The organism is Achromobacter sp. SD115, from assembly GCF_017355315.1.
GTDB lineage: Bacteria > Pseudomonadota > Gammaproteobacteria > Burkholderiales > Burkholderiaceae_B > Achromobacter > Achromobacter xylosoxidans_B.
In genome coordinates this window covers 86,534-102,481 of record NZ_JADIJM010000017.1, presented here as the reverse complement: position 1 = coordinate 102,481, position 15,948 = coordinate 86,534, and the positions used below count along the sequence as shown (strand labels likewise).

At 64.1% G+C, this 15,948-nt stretch carries 20 protein-coding genes and 2 tRNA genes; 15 read left to right on the top strand and 7 right to left on the bottom strand.

The window, feature by feature from the left end; translation table 11 throughout:
• The first annotated feature begins 20 nt into the window (after nt 1-20).
• The 7 genes from IPU70_RS22420 to IPU70_RS22390 all read left to right on the top strand — a co-directional run bounded on the left by IPU70_RS22420 (nt 21) and on the right by IPU70_RS22390 (nt 3,996).
• A complete protein-coding gene (locus tag IPU70_RS22420; protein ID WP_207470457.1) occupies nt 21-1,100 on the top strand; it encodes a hypothetical protein in 1,080 nt (359 codons plus the stop codon).
• An 8-nt stretch (nt 1,101-1,108) separates the two neighbouring features.
• On the top strand, nt 1,109-1,612 hold the full coding sequence (locus IPU70_RS22415) for a hypothetical protein (RefSeq protein ID WP_207470455.1): 504 nt from the start codon (nt 1,109-1,111) through the stop codon (nt 1,610-1,612).
• A gap of 88 nt (nt 1,613-1,700) precedes the next feature.
• Entirely contained in the window at nt 1,701-2,183 is a 483-nt protein-coding gene (locus IPU70_RS22410) for a hypothetical protein (RefSeq protein WP_242702644.1), read from the top strand.
• A 33-nt stretch (nt 2,184-2,216) separates the two neighbouring features.
• A complete protein-coding gene (locus tag IPU70_RS22405; RefSeq protein ID WP_207470450.1) occupies nt 2,217-2,870 on the top strand; it encodes a hypothetical protein in 654 nt (217 codons plus the stop codon).
• 134 nt (nt 2,871-3,004) lie between these two features.
• Complete coding sequence (locus IPU70_RS22400) at nt 3,005-3,640, top strand: ProQ/FINO family protein (protein ID WP_207470448.1); 636 nt, start codon at nt 3,005-3,007, stop codon at nt 3,638-3,640.
• Nucleotides 3,641-3,791: 151 nt separating this feature from the next.
• Nucleotides 3,792-3,867: transfer RNA gene (locus tag IPU70_RS22395), tRNA-Gly, on the top strand.
• A 55-nt stretch (nt 3,868-3,922) separates the two neighbouring features.
• A tRNA-Cys gene (locus IPU70_RS22390) sits at nt 3,923-3,996 on the top strand.
• Nucleotides 3,997-4,056: 60 nt separating this feature from the next.
• Here IPU70_RS22390 and IPU70_RS22385 read toward each other — a convergent pair.
• Nucleotides 4,057-4,530: a hypothetical protein gene (locus IPU70_RS22385; protein ID WP_207470447.1), complete on the bottom strand. Its 474-nt coding sequence runs from the start codon at nt 4,528-4,530 to the stop codon at nt 4,057-4,059.
• On the bottom strand, nt 4,527-5,501 hold the full coding sequence (locus IPU70_RS22380; RefSeq protein WP_207470445.1) for a D-2-hydroxyacid dehydrogenase family protein: 975 nt from the start codon (nt 5,499-5,501) through the stop codon (nt 4,527-4,529). The genes IPU70_RS22385 and IPU70_RS22380 overlap by 4 nt, the downstream gene beginning before the upstream one ends.
• A gap of 214 nt (nt 5,502-5,715) precedes the next feature.
• On the opposite strand from IPU70_RS22380, the gene IPU70_RS22375 reads away from it, so the two are divergent.
• Both IPU70_RS22375 and IPU70_RS22370 read left to right on the top strand, forming a co-directional pair.
• The gene (locus tag IPU70_RS22375) at nt 5,716-6,045 is read left to right on the top strand and encodes a hypothetical protein (protein ID WP_242702643.1); all 330 of its coding nucleotides are present in this window, start codon (nt 5,716-5,718) and stop codon (nt 6,043-6,045) included.
• 2 nt (nt 6,046-6,047) lie between these two features.
• Entirely contained in the window at nt 6,048-6,638 is a 591-nt protein-coding gene (locus IPU70_RS22370) for a DUF2946 family protein (protein WP_207470441.1), read from the top strand.
• Nucleotides 6,639-6,647: 9 nt separating this feature from the next.
• Here the strand turns inward: IPU70_RS22370 and IPU70_RS22365 are convergent, their stop codons facing one another.
• The gene (locus tag IPU70_RS22365; RefSeq protein ID WP_207470439.1) at nt 6,648-7,112 is read right to left on the bottom strand and encodes a nuclear transport factor 2 family protein; all 465 of its coding nucleotides are present in this window, start codon (nt 7,110-7,112) and stop codon (nt 6,648-6,650) included.
• Nucleotides 7,113-7,208: 96 nt separating this feature from the next.
• Complete coding sequence (locus tag IPU70_RS22360; RefSeq protein ID WP_207470438.1) at nt 7,209-7,610, bottom strand: DoxX family protein; 402 nt, start codon at nt 7,608-7,610, stop codon at nt 7,209-7,211.
• Nucleotides 7,611-7,739: 129 nt separating this feature from the next.
• Here IPU70_RS22360 and IPU70_RS22355 point away from each other — a divergent pair, with 129 nt between their 5' ends.
• From IPU70_RS22355 to IPU70_RS22335, 5 genes are all read left to right on the top strand, one after another.
• Complete coding sequence (locus IPU70_RS22355) at nt 7,740-8,672, top strand: LysR family transcriptional regulator (protein WP_242702642.1); 933 nt, start codon at nt 7,740-7,742, stop codon at nt 8,670-8,672.
• 10 nt (nt 8,673-8,682) lie between these two features.
• Complete coding sequence (locus IPU70_RS22350; protein ID WP_207470436.1) at nt 8,683-9,264, top strand: NUDIX hydrolase; 582 nt, start codon at nt 8,683-8,685, stop codon at nt 9,262-9,264.
• Nucleotides 9,261-10,034: a leucyl/phenylalanyl-tRNA--protein transferase gene (gene aat / locus IPU70_RS22345; RefSeq protein ID WP_207470434.1), complete on the top strand. Its 774-nt coding sequence runs from the start codon at nt 9,261-9,263 to the stop codon at nt 10,032-10,034. The genes IPU70_RS22350 and aat overlap by 4 nt, the downstream gene beginning before the upstream one ends.
• 41 nt (nt 10,035-10,075) lie before the next feature.
• Entirely contained in the window at nt 10,076-10,813 is a 738-nt protein-coding gene (locus IPU70_RS22340; RefSeq protein ID WP_207470433.1) for an arginyltransferase, read from the top strand.
• A 67-nt stretch (nt 10,814-10,880) separates the two neighbouring features.
• Nucleotides 10,881-11,921, top strand: coding sequence for a quinone-dependent dihydroorotate dehydrogenase (locus IPU70_RS22335; RefSeq protein ID WP_207470431.1), 1,041 nt, complete (start codon nt 10,881-10,883; stop codon nt 11,919-11,921).
• 139 nt (nt 11,922-12,060) lie between these two features.
• On the opposite strand, the gene phaP is transcribed toward IPU70_RS22335, so the two are convergent.
• The gene (gene phaP, locus IPU70_RS22330) at nt 12,061-12,639 is read right to left on the bottom strand and encodes a TIGR01841 family phasin (RefSeq protein ID WP_013391754.1); all 579 of its coding nucleotides are present in this window, start codon (nt 12,637-12,639) and stop codon (nt 12,061-12,063) included.
• 381 nt (nt 12,640-13,020) lie between these two features.
• Between phaP and IPU70_RS22325 the strand changes: the two genes are divergently transcribed.
• The gene (locus tag IPU70_RS22325; RefSeq protein ID WP_207470429.1) at nt 13,021-13,998 is read left to right on the top strand and encodes a tripartite tricarboxylate transporter substrate binding protein BugD; all 978 of its coding nucleotides are present in this window, start codon (nt 13,021-13,023) and stop codon (nt 13,996-13,998) included.
• Nucleotides 13,999-14,077: 79 nt separating this feature from the next.
• Here the strand turns inward: IPU70_RS22325 and IPU70_RS22320 are convergent, their stop codons facing one another.
• Complete coding sequence (locus IPU70_RS22320; RefSeq protein ID WP_013391752.1) at nt 14,078-14,941, bottom strand: IclR family transcriptional regulator; 864 nt, start codon at nt 14,939-14,941, stop codon at nt 14,078-14,080.
• 168 nt (nt 14,942-15,109) lie between these two features.
• Nucleotides 15,110-15,925: a molybdopterin-binding protein gene (locus IPU70_RS22315; protein ID WP_207470427.1), complete on the bottom strand. Its 816-nt coding sequence runs from the start codon at nt 15,923-15,925 to the stop codon at nt 15,110-15,112.
• Nucleotides 15,926-15,948 lie beyond the last annotated feature (23 nt).

The following is a 15,948-nucleotide window of genomic DNA, read 5'->3' as shown; positions in this document are numbered from 1 at the left end:
CCATCCAAGAGCGACGAAGAATGGCACTCCCACCCCGTTTCAAGATTCCGCTGCTGGCGTTGTTCTTTTTCCTGACGCTGGCGTCGGGTTTGACGAATGCGTCCGAAACGCCCGAAAAGCTCGACGGTTTCGGCCTTTTTTGCAGGATTTTCCCTTCGAAATGCGGCAATCCTCCCCCAACAAGGACGGATCCCGACTACCAGGACATCAGCCTTGTCCAGGGTTATCGCGATTGCTCGTACAAGGATCTGGGCAACGGCGTGGGTCTGTTCCGGGTTACCTTCGATCTAACAGGAGTTCCCAGCGGCAGCTTCCAAACTCGAGCAATCCTGGTCCAGCTCTATGACCAAGCCGGCAACCTGCAGGCCCCCGCCCATGTTGCGGATCAGGTCACCCTGAATGGCGCGCCGTCATCCGACTTACTCTCGATTGCAGGCTTCAATCTGTACTCAGGAGAAAGAAATGGAGGGAGTTGGGTAAACGCGTCCGCGCACGCCGCAAGAGTGGAAATCCGTCTTCGAAACCAACTCCTCCAATCCTGGCCTGCCATTGGCGTGAGAACCGCCGCGCTACAGAGGGTTGGAAGCCCCTTGCTTCGCGACGTCAAGACAGTCTCAATCAGCACGACCGATGATTCAGGCAATTGCAACACGGGAGATCCCACGAGGCCTCAGCTACAAGACACCAAAATCACCATGACAGCGCCAAACTGGGACCTGGGGGAATTGGAGCAGGGAGTGTCGGTGCCGAAGCGGTTTCCCGACGCATCCGGACAGCTATGCTTCACCCACGACGACCAGAAATCGACAGGACTGCGTTACGCCATCAACGCCACCAACCAAAACGGACTTTCCAGCAACGGCTCTTACCAGCTCAAGCACCTTACCTCGCCTGCCGACGCGGTGTCGTACCGGCTCGTGTTGCAGAACGCGCTGACGCTCACCGATGTCGAGCTGCCCAATACCCGCAATATCGTCTTTGCCCTGGGCAATAGCGGTCGCGAGTGCTTCACACCCACGTTCACCGCCACCACGCCGCAGGGCGCGAAAGAAGGCGACTATGCCGACGTGCTCACATTCACGGTCGTTGCGCGGCCCTAGTTCGTGCCATGAGCCTTCGCGCCCTCGCCCGGCCGTTCGCCTGCCGCGCCACGTTTATCTTTGCCGTACTCGCCCTGCCCTGGCCCCAGCACGGTCTGGCGGCTGGCGTCCTGCATCTGCCGCGCGCCGAGCTGCGGCTGGACCCCGGCAAGGCGCCGGGCGAACTGCTAGCGGAGAACCTCGGCGACAGCGCCCTCTATCTGGATGTGGAGCAGCAGCTGTTGCTCAATCCCGGATCGATGCCGGAAGTGCTGGTGCCGGTTGGCAAGACCGAACAACCTAGCTTGCTGATCACGCCCAACCGTCTGATCCTGGCGCCGGGGCAAAAGTACCGGATGAGCCTGCGTATCTTGAATACGCCTGCCCGCACGCAGGTTTGGCGCGTCACCTTCCGGCCACGAGAGCGCGTAATTCTAAGTACCGATAAGGTCGATAGAAGCGCCGCTCCCTTGATCATCAACATGGCGTACGGCGTGCTGATCTATCAGATCGCGAAGAACGCTCAGCCTTGAATCCCATGAGAACCGACACATGAACACAATTCCGGCTCACGTCTGCCTGCTACTGGCCCTTGGAATGCTCCCCGCAGCAGTCCCCGCCATGGAGATCTTCGTGACCGGCAAAACCACGAGCCACATTACCGCCACGGTCAAGGCAGCCAACCGACTGCTGGTCACGAACGACAAAGGCGGTTGGTTCGACCAGGGTTTGCCCATGCAGCAACTGCGAGGCTGGGACTCGCCGTATGAGACCCAGGCGCGCTTGCGCATCGTGTCCTCGACCGGCGCATTCCTGGTGCGCATGGACCGGCCACTGGAAATTCGCAACACGGCAAACACGGCCCAGATGTTCCGCCAACCCGAGGTTTTCCTGGCAGCGGAAGGCGGCGAGCGGAAAGCCCTGGCGGTCGGTCAGGACACCAAATTCCAGAATCCGCCGGCTCCCGTTGCGGGCGAAGATTCCATTGGCTACTACCGCCTGGCGATTTCGGCCTACCCGCCCCAAGGCAATTTCAAGGAGACAGCGGGCAACTATATCGGCGAGTTGTCGTTGGTCTTTGAACCGGTAGCCTGGGTTCCCTGACGCGCGGCGCTGTCGATTCTCGAAGAGAAACAGATGAAATCCTATCGCCGCCTGTCGCTACTCCTGGCGCCCTGGCTTGCTGCGCCAGCGCTCGCGCATGTCGACGTGACTCCCAAACTCGCCATCGTACAAGGCAAGCCCACCTCGGTCCGTATCGCCAATCAGGGAGATCGCGCGGAATACGTGTCCATCGCCCTGTCGCGCCTGCTCAACCCTGGCATCGAGATCGAGCAGGAACGCCTGGAACCCGTCGCGCAAACTGAGCGGCCCAGCCTCTACGTCTATCCATTCCGGCTTTCGTTGGCGCCCGGACAAAGCAAGGCCGTCACCCTCAAACCCCTGGTGGACGTGACGCAGGAACAGGTTTACCGGCTGGACATCAAGCCGGTCGTCAACCTGCTGGATCGCGGAGGACAAGGCACCTCCGGCAACGTAGTCGTCACCCTTGCGTTCAGCACCCTGGTACGACTGCTGCCGCAAAGCGAGACCTCGGAACTGTCGCTGCGCTGCGAGGCGGAAGGCGCCTGGCTGGCCGCGTCGGGCAATGTGCGCTATCAGGTGAAGGACGCCACGGTCGATGGCCGGCCGGTGGATCCCTTTCACGTGTATCCGGGCTCGCCCATCCTGTTGAAAGGCCGCGCGGTACAGGTTCCCGGGCAGCCGTCCTGCCCGACCGCCGGACGTTGATTTCCGGCAAATTCGCACACGGCGCCGGCAACGGCCATGGCGTCGCCGCCACACATACGCCCGTTCGACAGTGCTGCATTCGCGCACTTGCGGTAACCTTCAGCCTGAACAAATCTGAGGTGTTGGAAATAACAATGGGTTTTGAAAAACTTGCCGACCTGCGCGAGCAGCTGCGGGCACAGGCTCAAAAGGCGGTGCCGGTCCAACCGAAGGCGGCAGGCCGGACAAAGAAGCGGGAGCCTGATCAAGCGAAGGCTACGGCGCGGCCGCAGCAAAAGCGCGAGTCTGGTCAAGCGAAGGCTGCCGCCCGCCCGCAGCAAAAGCGCGAGCCCGTCGACCCCGCTGTCGAGGCCATCTGGCGCCTGCAGAAACACTTCCCGCAGGCATTCCCCAAGAATCCCGCGCCGAAGCTGCCGCTCAAGCAGGGCATCCTGGCCGACGCCGCCCAGCATCTGGAAAAACTGGGCATGACGGAAGAACAGCTCAAGCAGGCCATCGCCACCTGGTGCAAGGGCAGCCGCTACTGGGGCAGCATGGTCGCGGACGCGGCCCGCGTCGACCTGCAGGGCCAGCCGGCAGGCACGGTGACGGCTGAGCAAGCCGCCTATGCGCGCCGCCAGGCTTCGCGCCGGCCGGCCGGCAAGGCTCGTCCCGCGAAGAACGCCGCCGCGCCGGCCTCGTCGCCGGCCGAGGCGCCTGCTGCCGCGCCCGTGCCTGATTCCGTGCCCGACGCTGCGGCCGCCACGCCCGCCCCCGGCGACACCGCCTGACGGCCCGCATAGCCCGGCAAGCGGGGACTTTTTTCACCTCCCCGCCTTGCCAGGCTACACAAGCCCTAATTTCTGTGTATAATCGCTGTCTTTGGTGGACACGGCCTTCTGAAAACCAAATCAGAAATCACACCAAAAACGCAGTACCCCTGCGGGAGTAGCTCAGTTGGTAGAGCGCAACCTTGCCAAGGTTGAGGTCGCGAGTTCGAGACTCGTCTCCCGCTCCAAATACAAAAAGGAAGCAACGGCCTACACCGCGCTTCCTTTTTTCTTGCAAGTGCTGGCGCAATGGCAGAGTGGTTATGCAGCGGATTGCAAATCCGTGTACGTCGGTTCGATTCCGGCTTGCGCCTCCAGCGATTTCTTAAAACCCGCAGCTAACGCTCTGCGGGTTTTTTGTTTTCCGGAGCGGTCAACTATGGCGCAGGATGCGATTCAGCCTCGCGGGTAGCCAACGAAGCCAGACATTCCGCTTGCCAGGCGAACTCCGGCTCGAACGACTCGGGATCTGAAACAGCGCCATAGCCGCCCTGACCGTAGACTGCGGCATAAGCCGCATATTCAGCCGCCCGCAGCGCCTTGCCGGCCAGGGCGCTGGCGACGGCGTAGGTCGCAGACACGGCGGCATGGCCGCAGCCGTCTATGGATTTCGATCCCTGATGCTGGTTCGCCAGGCGCGAGACCTGGGTACCAGCCTGCTGCAGCCGTCCATGGCCGATTGCGCCGTCCAGATACCGGCCGAGAATCGCCAGGCAATCCACGACTTCCTGCTCTTCAAGCAAATGCTCGACCCGAAGCGCACAGGCATGACCAAATGCCAGACGCAGGCGTTCATTGCGGCCGGCGTCCAGATCAAGCTGTTTCGCGAGGCGTTCCAGGGATGCGTTCATGGCGCCGCCACCTGCGGATTCACCATGTTTACCGGCGCCCCCGCCGCAAACGCGAGAATCTGATTGAACACGTCCTTGAATTGCAGATCCCATTCCTCGTAGGTCACGTATCCGATATGGGGCGTGCACACGACGTTGGGCATCTGCAAAAGCGGATTCGACGTGTCGGTCAAGGGCTCCTGCTCGAACACATCCAGCGCCGCCATGGCCGGGCGTTTGGCCAGCAGCGCCGGCACCAGGGCGCCGGCTTCGATGAGGCCTGCGCGGCTGGTGTTCACGAGCAGCGCCCCCTCTTTCATGGCCGCGAGATCCGCCGCGCCGACGATGCTCTTGGTGGCGGGAACCAGCCGCATATGCAGCGACAGCACGTCGCAGGATGAAAAGAACTCCGCCTTGGAGGCCGCGATATCGTAGCCATCCTCACGCGCGCGCTGCAGCGACTCGGGACGAGCCCAGACCAGCACCCGCATGCCGAATGCCCGCGCATAGCCCGCTACCACCTGGCCGATGCGTCCGTAGCCGAAGATGCCCATGGTCTTGCCACGGACGGTGTGGCCCACTCCGCATTGCCAACCGCCCTGGCGCATGGATTCAACTTGTTGCGGCAGCTGGCGCATGGCGGCCAGCACCAGTGCCCAGGTCAGCTCCGCGGCGGCATACGAAGGCGTGTCCGCGTGCAGGTCCGAGCACACCAGGACGCCATGATCGGTACATGCGGCGACGTCGATGTGCGGGTAGACGCTACGCTGGCTGATCAACCGCAGCTTGAGCAATCGCTCGATCAATTCGCGCCGTATCGTGGTGCGCTCGCGGATCAGTACCAGTGCTTCCGTATCGGCCAGACGCTTTGCCAGCACATCGGTATCTTCCACGTGATCCGTCCAGACGGTGACCTCGTGATCGCGCAGCAGCGAGTAACAAGGCAGGCGGCGCAGCGTGTCGAACCAGTCGTCGAGAATAGCGATCTTCATAGGTCGGAACCCGCCGGGTAGAAGTTAACGCTCACGTTTTACGCCGCCCGCGGCTTCCCGTAAATCAGAATCGCGGAAAGACCGGAGCCCGGGATCGAAAATGAGGATCTCAGGTACGATTGCGGCCTGCCCTCCAGCATCTCGTTACGCATCACTACGCGCCGTCAATCAAATGATTGCTATGGTGACGCCGTTTGCAACTGACGACGATTCCATGCGCACTATTCCGAACTCTCGAGCCCGCTCTTCCTCCGCGCTGCTGACGCTGTCCACCGCGGCCTTGCTCACGCTGGCCCCGCTTGCGGCGCAGGCGGATTCGGACAAGCACCGCCATCGCCACGGCCGCGAGTATAAAGAGCAATATTGGGACGGCGCCTGTAAGGTCGAGCGCAAATGGAAGCGCAACGGCGACTACCAGGAAAAGCGCAAGTGCCGGGACGACTACCGCCATGGCTACGTGCAAATGCCGCAGCCGGTGGTGGTGCCCGCGATGCCGGCGCCCGCCATCATCATCAACCCTCCTCCCATCATCATCCGGCCCTGAACATGGATCAATCGGTGAAGGACGCGCTAGCGCGCTGGCCCGACGTGCCGGCGGTATACGGCTGGCTGTCGCTGGACGCGCGCGGTCGCTGGCGCCTGCACCCGCAAGGCCAATCGGCCGCGGGCGGTCCGGGCGAGTCCATCACCAACACGCAGATCCTGGAATTCATCAACCGCAACTATGAACACGACGACGCGGGGCGCTGGTTTTTCCAGAATGGCCCCCAACGCGTGTACCTGCGCCTGGACGCGGCGCCCTATGTGCTGCGCTTGAGCGACGACAATAGCAACCTGCTCACGCACACGAATCAGAGGGTCGATTCGGTGGCCGCGTGGAAGCTGGACGATGCGGGCCAGCTGTATGCGATGACGCCATTGGGAGCAGGCATCGTGCTGGACCGCGATCTGCCGCCGCTGCTGGAAAAGATGGCTACGGCGGACGGAGAGCCGCTGCTGGACGCGCTGGCGCAACTCTCGCCCGGCGGCACGATACAGGCCGTTCTACCCGGAACCTATGCCGCCGCGCCGCTGGCGCTGATCGCGCAAAAGGATGTGGCGCGGGAATTCGGCTTCGACCCGGAACCCCGCGCCTGACCGGCACGTTCAGAACATGCCGTTGGGATTGGCGGACTGCTCGGGGATGGGCTGCACCGCGTCCCAATGCTCCACGATCTTGCCCTGCTCCAGGCGGAAGATGTCGATGATGGCGCTGCCACGGTCACCGGGCTGACGCACCGCGTGCACATGCAGGATCACATAGTCGCCGTCGGTGAGGACACGTTTGATTTCGCTGCGCGATTGCGGAAACTTGTCGCGCAGGAAGGCGATGAATTTGCGGAAACCCTCGGGGCCGTCTGCCGCATTGGGGTTGTGCTGCACATAGCGGTCGCCCACGTATTTCAGCGCCGCATCCGCGTCCTTCTGGTTCAGGCCCTTCTCGTAGAAGGCCAGCACGGCCGCCTTGTTGGCGGCTTCCTGTTCAGCGGACGCATGGACGGCGGGAGACAAGGCCAGGGCCAGCATGGCCGCAGCGGCGGCGCGCTTGAAGTACGACTTCGGGAAGAACATGGAAACTCCAGAAATGGAAAACGGCCGGGCCATTCTAGGGTCCGGCCGTCCTGTCGGCCACGTCCGTGGCGGTAGACAGTCTGGTGCGCGCAGCGATCAGCCGCGGCCGCTCTTGACCAGCGCGTACTTGCCGTCGCCCAGCAGCGCCAGCACAGCGGCCGCCACGGTCAGGAAGATCGGATATTCCCAGCCGCCGCCGGCATTGCCGAAGCCCCAGCCATTGGGAAAATGCACCGTCGACGCCACGAACAGTTGCACCACGGCAATGGCGGCGACCCAGCGCGGCACGATCCCCAGGATCAGCAACACGCCGGCGCCGACCTCGAAGAAGGTCACCGGATACGCCAGCCAACCGGCGAAGCCGATCTTGGCGAAGAACTGCGCGGTGCCGGGCAGCGTGAATACCAGCAGCTTGGTCAGGCCGTGGGCCAGAAACATGACGCCGAGCGCCACGCGCAGCAGCAGCGCGGCATAGGGCGCGGTACGGGTATCAACCATTGCACTCTCCTAGAGCGGTGGGGAATCGCCCAGGATGGGAAGATTCTTGATGAGCGCTATTTTTGCGATTCCAAAAACAAAGATAAACATGCAGAATTGCAAATTATTGTTCCCCGATAGGAAACAATCTTGGACACGCATACCGCCATGCAGACCTATGCCAAGGTCGTGGAATTGGGTTCGTTCGCGGCCGCGGCCGACAAGATGGGCCAGGCCCGTTCCGTGGTCACGCGCCAGATCGCCTATCTGGAACAGAAGTACGGCGTGCGCCTCCTGAACCGCACCACGCGCAAGCTGAGCATGACCGACGCCGGACGCGCCTTCTATGAACGCGTGCGGCCCATCCTGGCCGAGGTGGCGGACCTGGAGCTGTCGTTGCAGGCCGAGGGCCAGCGTCCCAGCGGCCGCCTGCGGGTGAGCGCGCCGGTGTCGTTCGGCATCCTGCACCTGGGACCCGCCATTGCCGAGTACCTGCAGCGCTATCCCGACGTGGTCATCGACCTGGACCTGAACGATCGCGTGGTGGACCTGGTGGAAGATGGCTACGACGTGGCGGTGCGCATCGGTCCGCTGCAGGATTCCTCGCTGGTCGCGCGGCCGCTGGCGCCGCAGCAGCTGCTGGTCTGCGCCGCCCCCGAGTACCTGCGGCGCCACGGCACGCCGCAGACGCCGGAAGAACTGAAGCAGCACCGCTGCCTGCATTACGCCTACGCCAGCACCGGCAACGAATGGCACTTCGAGAAGGACGGCGTGACCCATCTGGTGCGCGTGAACGCGGCCCTGCGGGCCAATAACGGCGACGTGCTGCGGACCGCGGCCCTGGCCGGCCACGGCATCATCCTGCAGCCCGATTTCCTGGTGGGTGAGGACATCCGCGCCGGTCGCCTGGTCGCGCTGCTGACCGATTACGCCCACACCTCGATCTCCATGTACGCCGTCTACCCGCATCGGCGCTTCCTGTCGCCCAAGGTACGATCCTTCGTGGAGCATCTGGAGGGCCGCTTCGGCGCCCCCTCCCCGGCCGTTCCAAGCCGGCGCGCCAGCCCCCGCCGCAGCCGTTAGAATCGTACCCATGACCGCAAAATCGCCCCTCGAATACTTCCCCGCGCCGCGCCGTTCGCATTTCTGCAGCCAATGCGGCTCGCCCATCAGCCGCCGGGTTCCCGAAGGCGACAACCGCGAACGCGACATCTGCGATCACTGCGGCGCAATCCATTACCAGAATCCGAGGCTGGTGGTCGGTACCCTGCCGGTCTGGGAAAACCGGGTGCTGCTGTGCCGGCGCGCCATCGAACCGCGCTACAACACCTGGACCCTGCCGGCCGGCTTCATGGAACTGGGCGAAAGCACGGCGCAGGGCGCCGCCCGCGAAACGCTGGAAGAATCCGGCGCCCGCATCAAGCTGGGCGAACTCTATACCGTCATCGACCTGCCCCAGATCGATCAGGTGCATGTGTTCTACCTGGCCGAGGCGCTGTCGGCCGAGCTCGACCCGGGCCCCGAAAGCCTGGAGGCCCGCTACTACGACGAGTCCGAGATCCCCTGGGACGACCTGGCGTTTCGCACCGTGGCCACGACGCTGCGCCACTACTTCGACGACCGCAAGCAAGGCGTGTTCTCCCCCCATCACTACACCCTAGAATCGCACCGTTGAAACTGCCCTGGCTAGCCGTCGACACGCCCTTTCCGCCTGCGGAGTTTGCGCTAGCGGATCCCGACGGCCTGCTCGCCGCGGGCGCGGACCTGTCGACAGCCAGGCTGATCGAGGCCTACTCCAACGGCATCTTCCCGTGGTATTCCGAGGGCGAGCCGATACTCTGGTGGAGCCCCGATCCGCGCATGGTGCTGGGCATCAAGGACTTCGCGCCCTCGCATTCGCTGCGCAAGCTGCTGCGGCAGATCGCCGGCCAGGAGCATGCCGCCGCGCCGCGTGTGCAGGTGCGGGTGGACACCGCCTTTGCCGAGGTGATGGCGCAATGCGCCGCCCCGCGCGACGGCCAACCGGGTACCTGGATCACCGCGGCCATGCAGCAGGCCTATCGCGCCTGGCATGAGGCCGGCTACGTGCACAGCATCGAAACCTGGATCGACGGCGAACTGGCCGGCGGCCTCTACGGCATCGGGCTGGGCCGCATGTTCTTCGGCGAATCCATGTTCACCCGCGCGCCCAATGCCTCCAAGATCGCCCTGTCCTACCTGGTGCGATACCTGGCCGCGCAAGGCGTGGAGCGCATTGACTGCCAGCAGCAGACGCGCCACCTCGCCAGCCTGGGCGCGCGCCCCATCCCGCGCGCCGCCTTCCTGCAGCATGTGCGGGCAGCCACGGCGCTGCCCGCCATCGCGTGGAGCCGCGGCACGCTGGACAGCGCCGGCCGCTTGCATCCCGACACAGCATCGGGCCCGGGGTTCGGCGTTAATATGTAGCCAGCCCCTTGCGGGCCTGCCGCCGCAACGCGGGACCTCCGATGAGCCAGCTCAAAGAACTCCCTTTCTCCACCCTGCAGTTCTACGCCACCGCTCCCTACCCTTGCAGCTATCTGCCGGGTCGCCAGGCACGGTCGCAGGTCGCCGCGCCCGGCCACCTGATCAACGCGGGCACGTATTCACAACTGGTGGAGCAAGGCTTCCGGCGCAGCGGGCTGTTTACTTACCGGCCGCATTGCGACAACTGCCATGCCTGTATCCCGGTGCGCGTGGATACGGCAAACTTTGCGCCCAACCGCAGCCAGCGCCGCGCCTGGCGCGACCACCAGGGCCTGCAATCGTTCGTGGCGGAGCTGGCCTGGTCGCCCGAACACTACCGGTTGTACACGCGTTACCAGCAGGGCCGCCACCCGGGCGGCGGCATGGACGAAGACAGCCGCACCCAGTATGCGCAATTCCTGCTCACCAGCCGCGTCAATACCCGCCTGGTCGAGTTCCGCGACGAGACCGGCGCGCTGGTCATGGTGTCCATCATCGACGTGCTGGACGACGGCCTGTCCTCCGTCTACACCTTCTACGATCCCGACCTCGCCGGCAGCCTGGGCACCTACAGCATCCTGTGGCAGATCGAGCAATGCCGCAAACTGAACCTGCCCAGGCTATACCTGGGCTACTGGATCGCGGACAGCCGCAAGATGTCCTACAAATCCAGCTTCCACCCCGCTCAGTACCTGGTCGATGGCGTGTGGGGCGAGCAGCCCGCGCCGCCGTCCGCCTGATCCTGACCTCCCCGCGGGCGCCAGGCGCGGCGCAGGGCCGGCAAAATTCGCTCTACAATTCCGCCCCATGTCTATCCTCTTCCACGCCTATCCCCTGGCCCGCCCGGCACTGTTCGCCATGGACGCGGAAACCGCCCACGAAGTCACCCTGTCGGGCCTGCAACGCGCCTATGAATGCGGGGCGACGCGCAAGCTCATGCATGCGCAGCCGAAGGCGCCCAGCACGCTGATGGGCTTGCAGCTGGCCAACCCGATCGGGCTGGCCGCCGGCCTGGACAAGAACGGCGCTTATATTGACGCGCTGGGCAACCTGGGATTCGGCTTTATCGAGGTAGGCACGGTGACTCCGCGCGCCCAGCCCGGCAATCCCAAGCCGCGCATGTTCCGGCTGCCCCGCGCCAACGCGCTGATCAACCGGCTGGGCTTCAACAACCAGGGACTGGACGCCTTCCTGGCCAATGTGCAGCGCAGCACCTGGCGCAAGCAAGGCGGCGTCCTGGGGCTGAACATCGGCAAGAACGCGGATACGCCCATCGAGCGCGCCGCGGACGACTACCTGATCGGACTGGAAGGGGTTTATCCGCACGCCGACTACGTGACGGTGAACATTTCCTCGCCCAACACCAAGAATCTGCGCGCGCTGCAAGGCGGCGACGAGCTGTCGGCCCTACTGGCGCAACTGGCGGACAAGCGCCGCGCGCTGGAAGATCAATACCAACGGCGCGTGCCCATGGCGGTGAAGATCGCTCCCGATCTGACGCACGAGCAGATCGATTCCATCGCGGAGACACTGCCGCGCCATGGCATCGACGGCGTCATCGCCACCAACACCACTCTCTCGCGGGATGCCGTCACCGGTCAGCCGCATGCCGAGGAAGCGGGTGGCCTGTCGGGTGCTCCGGTGCATGAACTGTCGCTGGCCGTCATCCGACGCCTGAAGGAAAAGCTCGGCGGCAGCCTGGCCATCATCGGCGTGGGCGGAGTGATGTCGGGCCGGCAGGCGCGCGAGAAAATGGACGCGGGCGCCGACGCCGTGCAGCTCTATACCGGCCTGATCTACCGCGGCCCGGCCCTGGTGGGTGAGTGCGTGCGCGCCGTGGCGCGCTGACCCGAAACGCCGCCGGCAAAACAGGCAAAAGACAGGCAAAAAAAAGGGGCCACCCGGTGGGTGGCCCTAATTCCAGCTCTGCTCTGTCACTCAACAGTACTACATAACTGCGGTTTGCGCAGCACTGCGCGCCAAAAACTTAGGCGCTGCGGCGGCTGCGGCTGGCAACCTTGGTGGCGGCGTCGGCAGCGTCCGAGGCAGCCTTGAAGGTCGCGTTGGCGGCGGCGTTCAGGTTCGACTCGGCGACTTCGGCAGCCTGCTTGGCAGCCTTGGTCATGGAATCGTAGGCGCTGGTCGCGGTGGCCAGCGAGGACTTGATCAGGGCAACGGCGCTCTCGGAGCCGGTCGGGGCGTTCTTGGAGAACTGGTCGACGGCTTCGCTCAGCTGCTGCTGGCCTTCGGCGATCTGTTCTTCGGTCAGCTTGACCAGGCTGGTCTGCACGCCGGCGACGATGTCATACACGTGCTTGGTGTAGGCCATGGCCTTCTCGGCGCCCGGCTGCAGCAGGCCCGAGGCGAAAGCGGCGGCTTCCTGCGGATCCTTGACTTCAGCGGCTTGCTGCGACTTCTGAGCGACTTCGTCCAGGGTGGCGCGGACGACCTTCAGGTTCAGTTCGACCAGCTTTTCGAAGCCGGCGAAAACAGCGGTCTGGGCGGCCACGATGGTGTTGATGCTGGCCTTTTGACGGTCCAGGACTTGTTGCGGAATAGCGCTCATAGAATGCTCCTTTAGGGGTAGCCGGAGGCTGTCCGGCAAGTAAGGATGGTTGTCTGCGACGAACTATAGAAACGTGCGCGGAAACTGGTACTACAAGCTACCGCCGGCCCGTTTGATGCACTGCACAATTCACATTCTAGACTGGCAAAAAAACTTGTCAAGGAGTTTTTGTGCAACGCAACAAAGAATTGCACTTTGACGGTGCACGCCTGATCCGGGCTTGATCCAGCACAAAGATTTCCCAGGATTCAGGAAATACCCGAAGTGACGTCGTATCAATTGTTTTCTAAACTGCTTTCACGCTGATGACAGACAAATAAACCCACAAGTCAGCGCGCAACAATGACATCGCAGCAGCAAAACCCTGCAATTGGAGACTCCATGACCCTCATCCCCCGCACGCTTTCGGCCTTGCTCGCGGTCAGCGCCATGCTCGCAGCCGGCGCCGCCCAAGCCGAATATCCGGATCGCCCCATCAATATGGTGGTGCCGTTCGCCGCAGGCGGCCCGACGGACAACGTCGCGCGTTCGCTCGCGGAAGCCATGCGGCCGAGCCTGGGCCAGACGGTCGTGGTCGAGAACAAGGGCGGCGCCGGTGGCACCATCGGCACCACCCAGGTGGCGCGCGCGCAGCCTGACGGCTATTCCGTCCTGCTGATGCACGCCGGCTTCTCGACGGCGCCCTCGCTGTACAAGAACCCGGGGTACGACCCCTACAAGAGCTTCGAACCCATCGGTCTGGTGGTCGACGTGCCGATGACCATCATCGCGCGTTCGGACTTCCCGCCCAACAACATCAAGGAACTGGCCGAGTACGTCAAACAGAACAAGGACAAGGTGTCCCTGGCCAACGCCGGCATCGGCGCCGCCAGCCATCTGTGCGGCACCATGCTGGTCGAGGCGCTGGGTGTGCAGCTGCTGACCATCCCCTACAAGGGCACCGCGCCGGCCATGAACGACCTGCTGGGCAAGCAGGTGGACCTGCTGTGCGACCAGACCACCAACACCACCCAGCAGATCGACAGTGGCAAGGTGAAGGCCTACGCCGTCACCAGTCTGAAGCGCGTCCCCACGCTGCCGAACCTGCCGACCATGGACGAATCCGGCTACAAGGGTTTTGAAGTGGGCATCTGGCATGGCATGTGGGTGCCGAAGGGCACGCCGAAGCCGGTCGTGGACAAGCTGGTCAAGAGCCTGCAGGCCGGCCTGGCCGATCCCAAGTTCCAGGACCGTATGAAGCAGCTGGGCGCCACGGTGCTGACGTCCGACGCCAATCCGCAATCCCTGGAAGCCAAGGTCAAGCAGCAAGTTCCGCAGTGGGGCGAACTGTTCAAGAAGGCTGGCGTCGAACAGCAGTAATCCGAACGGGCGCCTTTACGGCGCACCTGGAAGAAAAGCCCCATCAGGGGCTTTTCTTTTTTGGCCGGGCGGCCTTGGACTACGGGCGCAGGGCCTCTGCCGCCATGCCCAGGCCGTTGAAGCCGGAGGATACCGAGGGCTCGTAGCCCAACGCTTCGGAAATGCTGGCGGCGGTGTCGACCAGGGCCTTGATCCAGTCGTCCTGCAGTCGTTCGGCCGGAGCCGAGATGGACAGGCCCGCGACCAGCTTGCCGGTGTCGTCGAAAATGCCCGCGGCGATACAGCGCACGCCGAGTTCGAGTTCCTCATTGTCGCGCGCATAGCCGTGGCGCCGCACCAGCGCCAATTCGCGTTCCAGGCGGTCCAGGTCGGTCAGGCTGTTGCGCGTGTGGCCGGCCAGGCCGGTGCGCAACGCGTAGGCGCGGACCTGGCGCGCATCGGCGGTGGACAGGAACAGCTTGCCGGTGGAGGTCAGGTGCAGCGGCGCGCGGCCGCCGATGGCGCGGACCACCTGCATGCCCGAGCGTTCGCTCCAAGCGCGCTCGATGTAGACGATCTCATCGCCCTGCTGCACCGACAGGTTGATGGTCTGCCCGGTCAGCTTGTGCAGCGAGCGCATGGCGGAAATGGCCGCCTCGCGCACGTTCAGGCGCCCCTTGACCAGCGACCCCAGCTCCAGCAGGCGCATGCCCAATTGATACAAGCCGTTGTCGACGCGTTCGACATAGCGGCCCACGACCAGGTCATTCAGGATGCGGTGCGCGGTGGACGCATGCAGGCCGGTGGTCGCGGACAGTTCCTTCAGCGTTACCGGATCCGGCTGCGCGGCCAGGGCGTCGAGCAGACGCATGGCGCGTTCGATCACCTGGATAGCGATGGGATGGGCGGAGGCGCCTTCGGTCTCGGCGTCCAGGGCATTGCGGGTAGTGGGGAGACGGGACATGGAAAGGGGAGCGAGGACAGCCGCGCCGCCTGTAGGGCCCCACCTTCGGGAACCGGACTTGCGGCATCGCAGCAAACAGTTCTTTCCCGTATTGTGAAATTTACTGGCGCGTTTGGCAACCGGTTTTTGTATCAAAAAAAGGGCCGCGCATATTGGGCGGCCCTGGCTTCACGCTGCTGGCGGGGGCGCCAGCTTGCCTCCCAGGCGCAGCACCTCGGCCCGCAAATACTCCAGCGCTTCAGCGGCCGCAGCCGGCTCGCCCTTCACGCCGAGGTCGATATGCGGCGTGCCGCCGGCCTCGCCCACGCTGGGCAGGCTGAACGCCCGCACGCCGGGCCAGCGCGTTTCCACGGTCTGCATGGCCGGCGTGATGCGCGATTCAGGCATGCTGAACACCAGGAAGGAATGTTCCGCATGGGCGCGCACATGCTGCAGCGCACGATAGCGCGTATCCAGCGTCCATTCGAGCATGGGCCAAGCCATGACGGGAAAGCCCGGCACGAAGGTGTGGTCCTTGATGAAGAAGCCGGGGATGCGGTTATAGGGGTTCGGCACGACCTCGCAGCCTTGCGGAAACACGCCCATCTGCAGACGCTGCTGGTTTTCCGGCGCGCTCATGTCGGCGGCGCCCTGCCCCTTGGCGGCCATTTCGGCCGTGCGCAGGGCGATGGCCTGCTCGGCCTCGGGATGCAACGCCAGCGGCAGGCCCAGCGCGGCCGCGGCGGCCTGGCGGGTGTGATCGTCGGGCGTGCCGCCGATGCCGCCACAGGAAAACACCACGTCGCCGGTGGCGAAGCTGCGCTTGTAGGTGGCGATGAGCGTATCGCGGTCGTCGGGCACGATTTCGGCCCAGCCCAGCTGCATGCCGCGCGCGCCCAGAAGCTCGACGACCTTGGAAAAATGCTTGTCCTGACGGCGGCCCGAGAGGATCTCGTCTCCCACGATGATGAGGCCGATGCGGCGGGCGGCGGATTCTGCGGCCATGTCCGATTCCAAAAGTTGAGAGG

Coding starts and splice junctions, on each gene's coding strand:
- IPU70_RS22365 (WP_207470439.1), bottom strand. CDS start 7,112: ATGTTCTTCCCGAAGTCGTACTTCAAGCGCGCCGCCGCTGCGGCCATG.
- IPU70_RS22375 (WP_242702643.1), top strand. CDS start 5,716: ATGCGCACTATTCCGAACTCTCGAGCCCGCTCTTCCTCCGCGCTGCTG.
- IPU70_RS22325 (WP_207470429.1), top strand. CDS start 13,021: ATGACCCTCATCCCCCGCACGCTTTCGGCCTTGCTCGCGGTCAGCGCC.
- IPU70_RS22370 (WP_207470441.1), top strand. CDS start 6,048: ATGGATCAATCGGTGAAGGACGCGCTAGCGCGCTGGCCCGACGTGCCG.
- IPU70_RS22385 (WP_207470447.1), bottom strand. CDS start 4,530: ATGAACGCATCCCTGGAACGCCTCGCGAAACAGCTTGATCTGGACGCC.
- IPU70_RS22415 (WP_207470455.1), top strand. CDS start 1,109: ATGAGCCTTCGCGCCCTCGCCCGGCCGTTCGCCTGCCGCGCCACGTTT.
- IPU70_RS22405 (WP_207470450.1), top strand. CDS start 2,217: ATGAAATCCTATCGCCGCCTGTCGCTACTCCTGGCGCCCTGGCTTGCT.
- IPU70_RS22400 (WP_207470448.1), top strand. CDS start 3,005: ATGGGTTTTGAAAAACTTGCCGACCTGCGCGAGCAGCTGCGGGCACAG.
- IPU70_RS22410 (WP_242702644.1), top strand. CDS start 1,701: ATGGAGATCTTCGTGACCGGCAAAACCACGAGCCACATTACCGCCACG.
- IPU70_RS22340 (WP_207470433.1), top strand. CDS start 10,076: ATGAGCCAGCTCAAAGAACTCCCTTTCTCCACCCTGCAGTTCTACGCC.
- IPU70_RS22315 (WP_207470427.1), bottom strand. CDS start 15,925: ATGGCCGCAGAATCCGCCGCCCGCCGCATCGGCCTCATCATCGTGGGA.
- IPU70_RS22335 (WP_207470431.1), top strand. CDS start 10,881: ATGTCTATCCTCTTCCACGCCTATCCCCTGGCCCGCCCGGCACTGTTC.
- IPU70_RS22360 (WP_207470438.1), bottom strand. CDS start 7,610: ATGGTTGATACCCGTACCGCGCCCTATGCCGCGCTGCTGCTGCGCGTG.
- IPU70_RS22320 (WP_013391752.1), bottom strand. CDS start 14,941: ATGTCCCGTCTCCCCACTACCCGCAATGCCCTGGACGCCGAGACCGAA.
- IPU70_RS22420 (WP_207470457.1), top strand. CDS start 21: ATGGCACTCCCACCCCGTTTCAAGATTCCGCTGCTGGCGTTGTTCTTT.
- phaP (WP_013391754.1), bottom strand. CDS start 12,639: ATGAGCGCTATTCCGCAACAAGTCCTGGACCGTCAAAAGGCCAGCATC.
- IPU70_RS22380 (WP_207470445.1), bottom strand. CDS start 5,501: ATGAAGATCGCTATTCTCGACGACTGGTTCGACACGCTGCGCCGCCTG.
- IPU70_RS22350 (WP_207470436.1), top strand. CDS start 8,683: ATGACCGCAAAATCGCCCCTCGAATACTTCCCCGCGCCGCGCCGTTCG.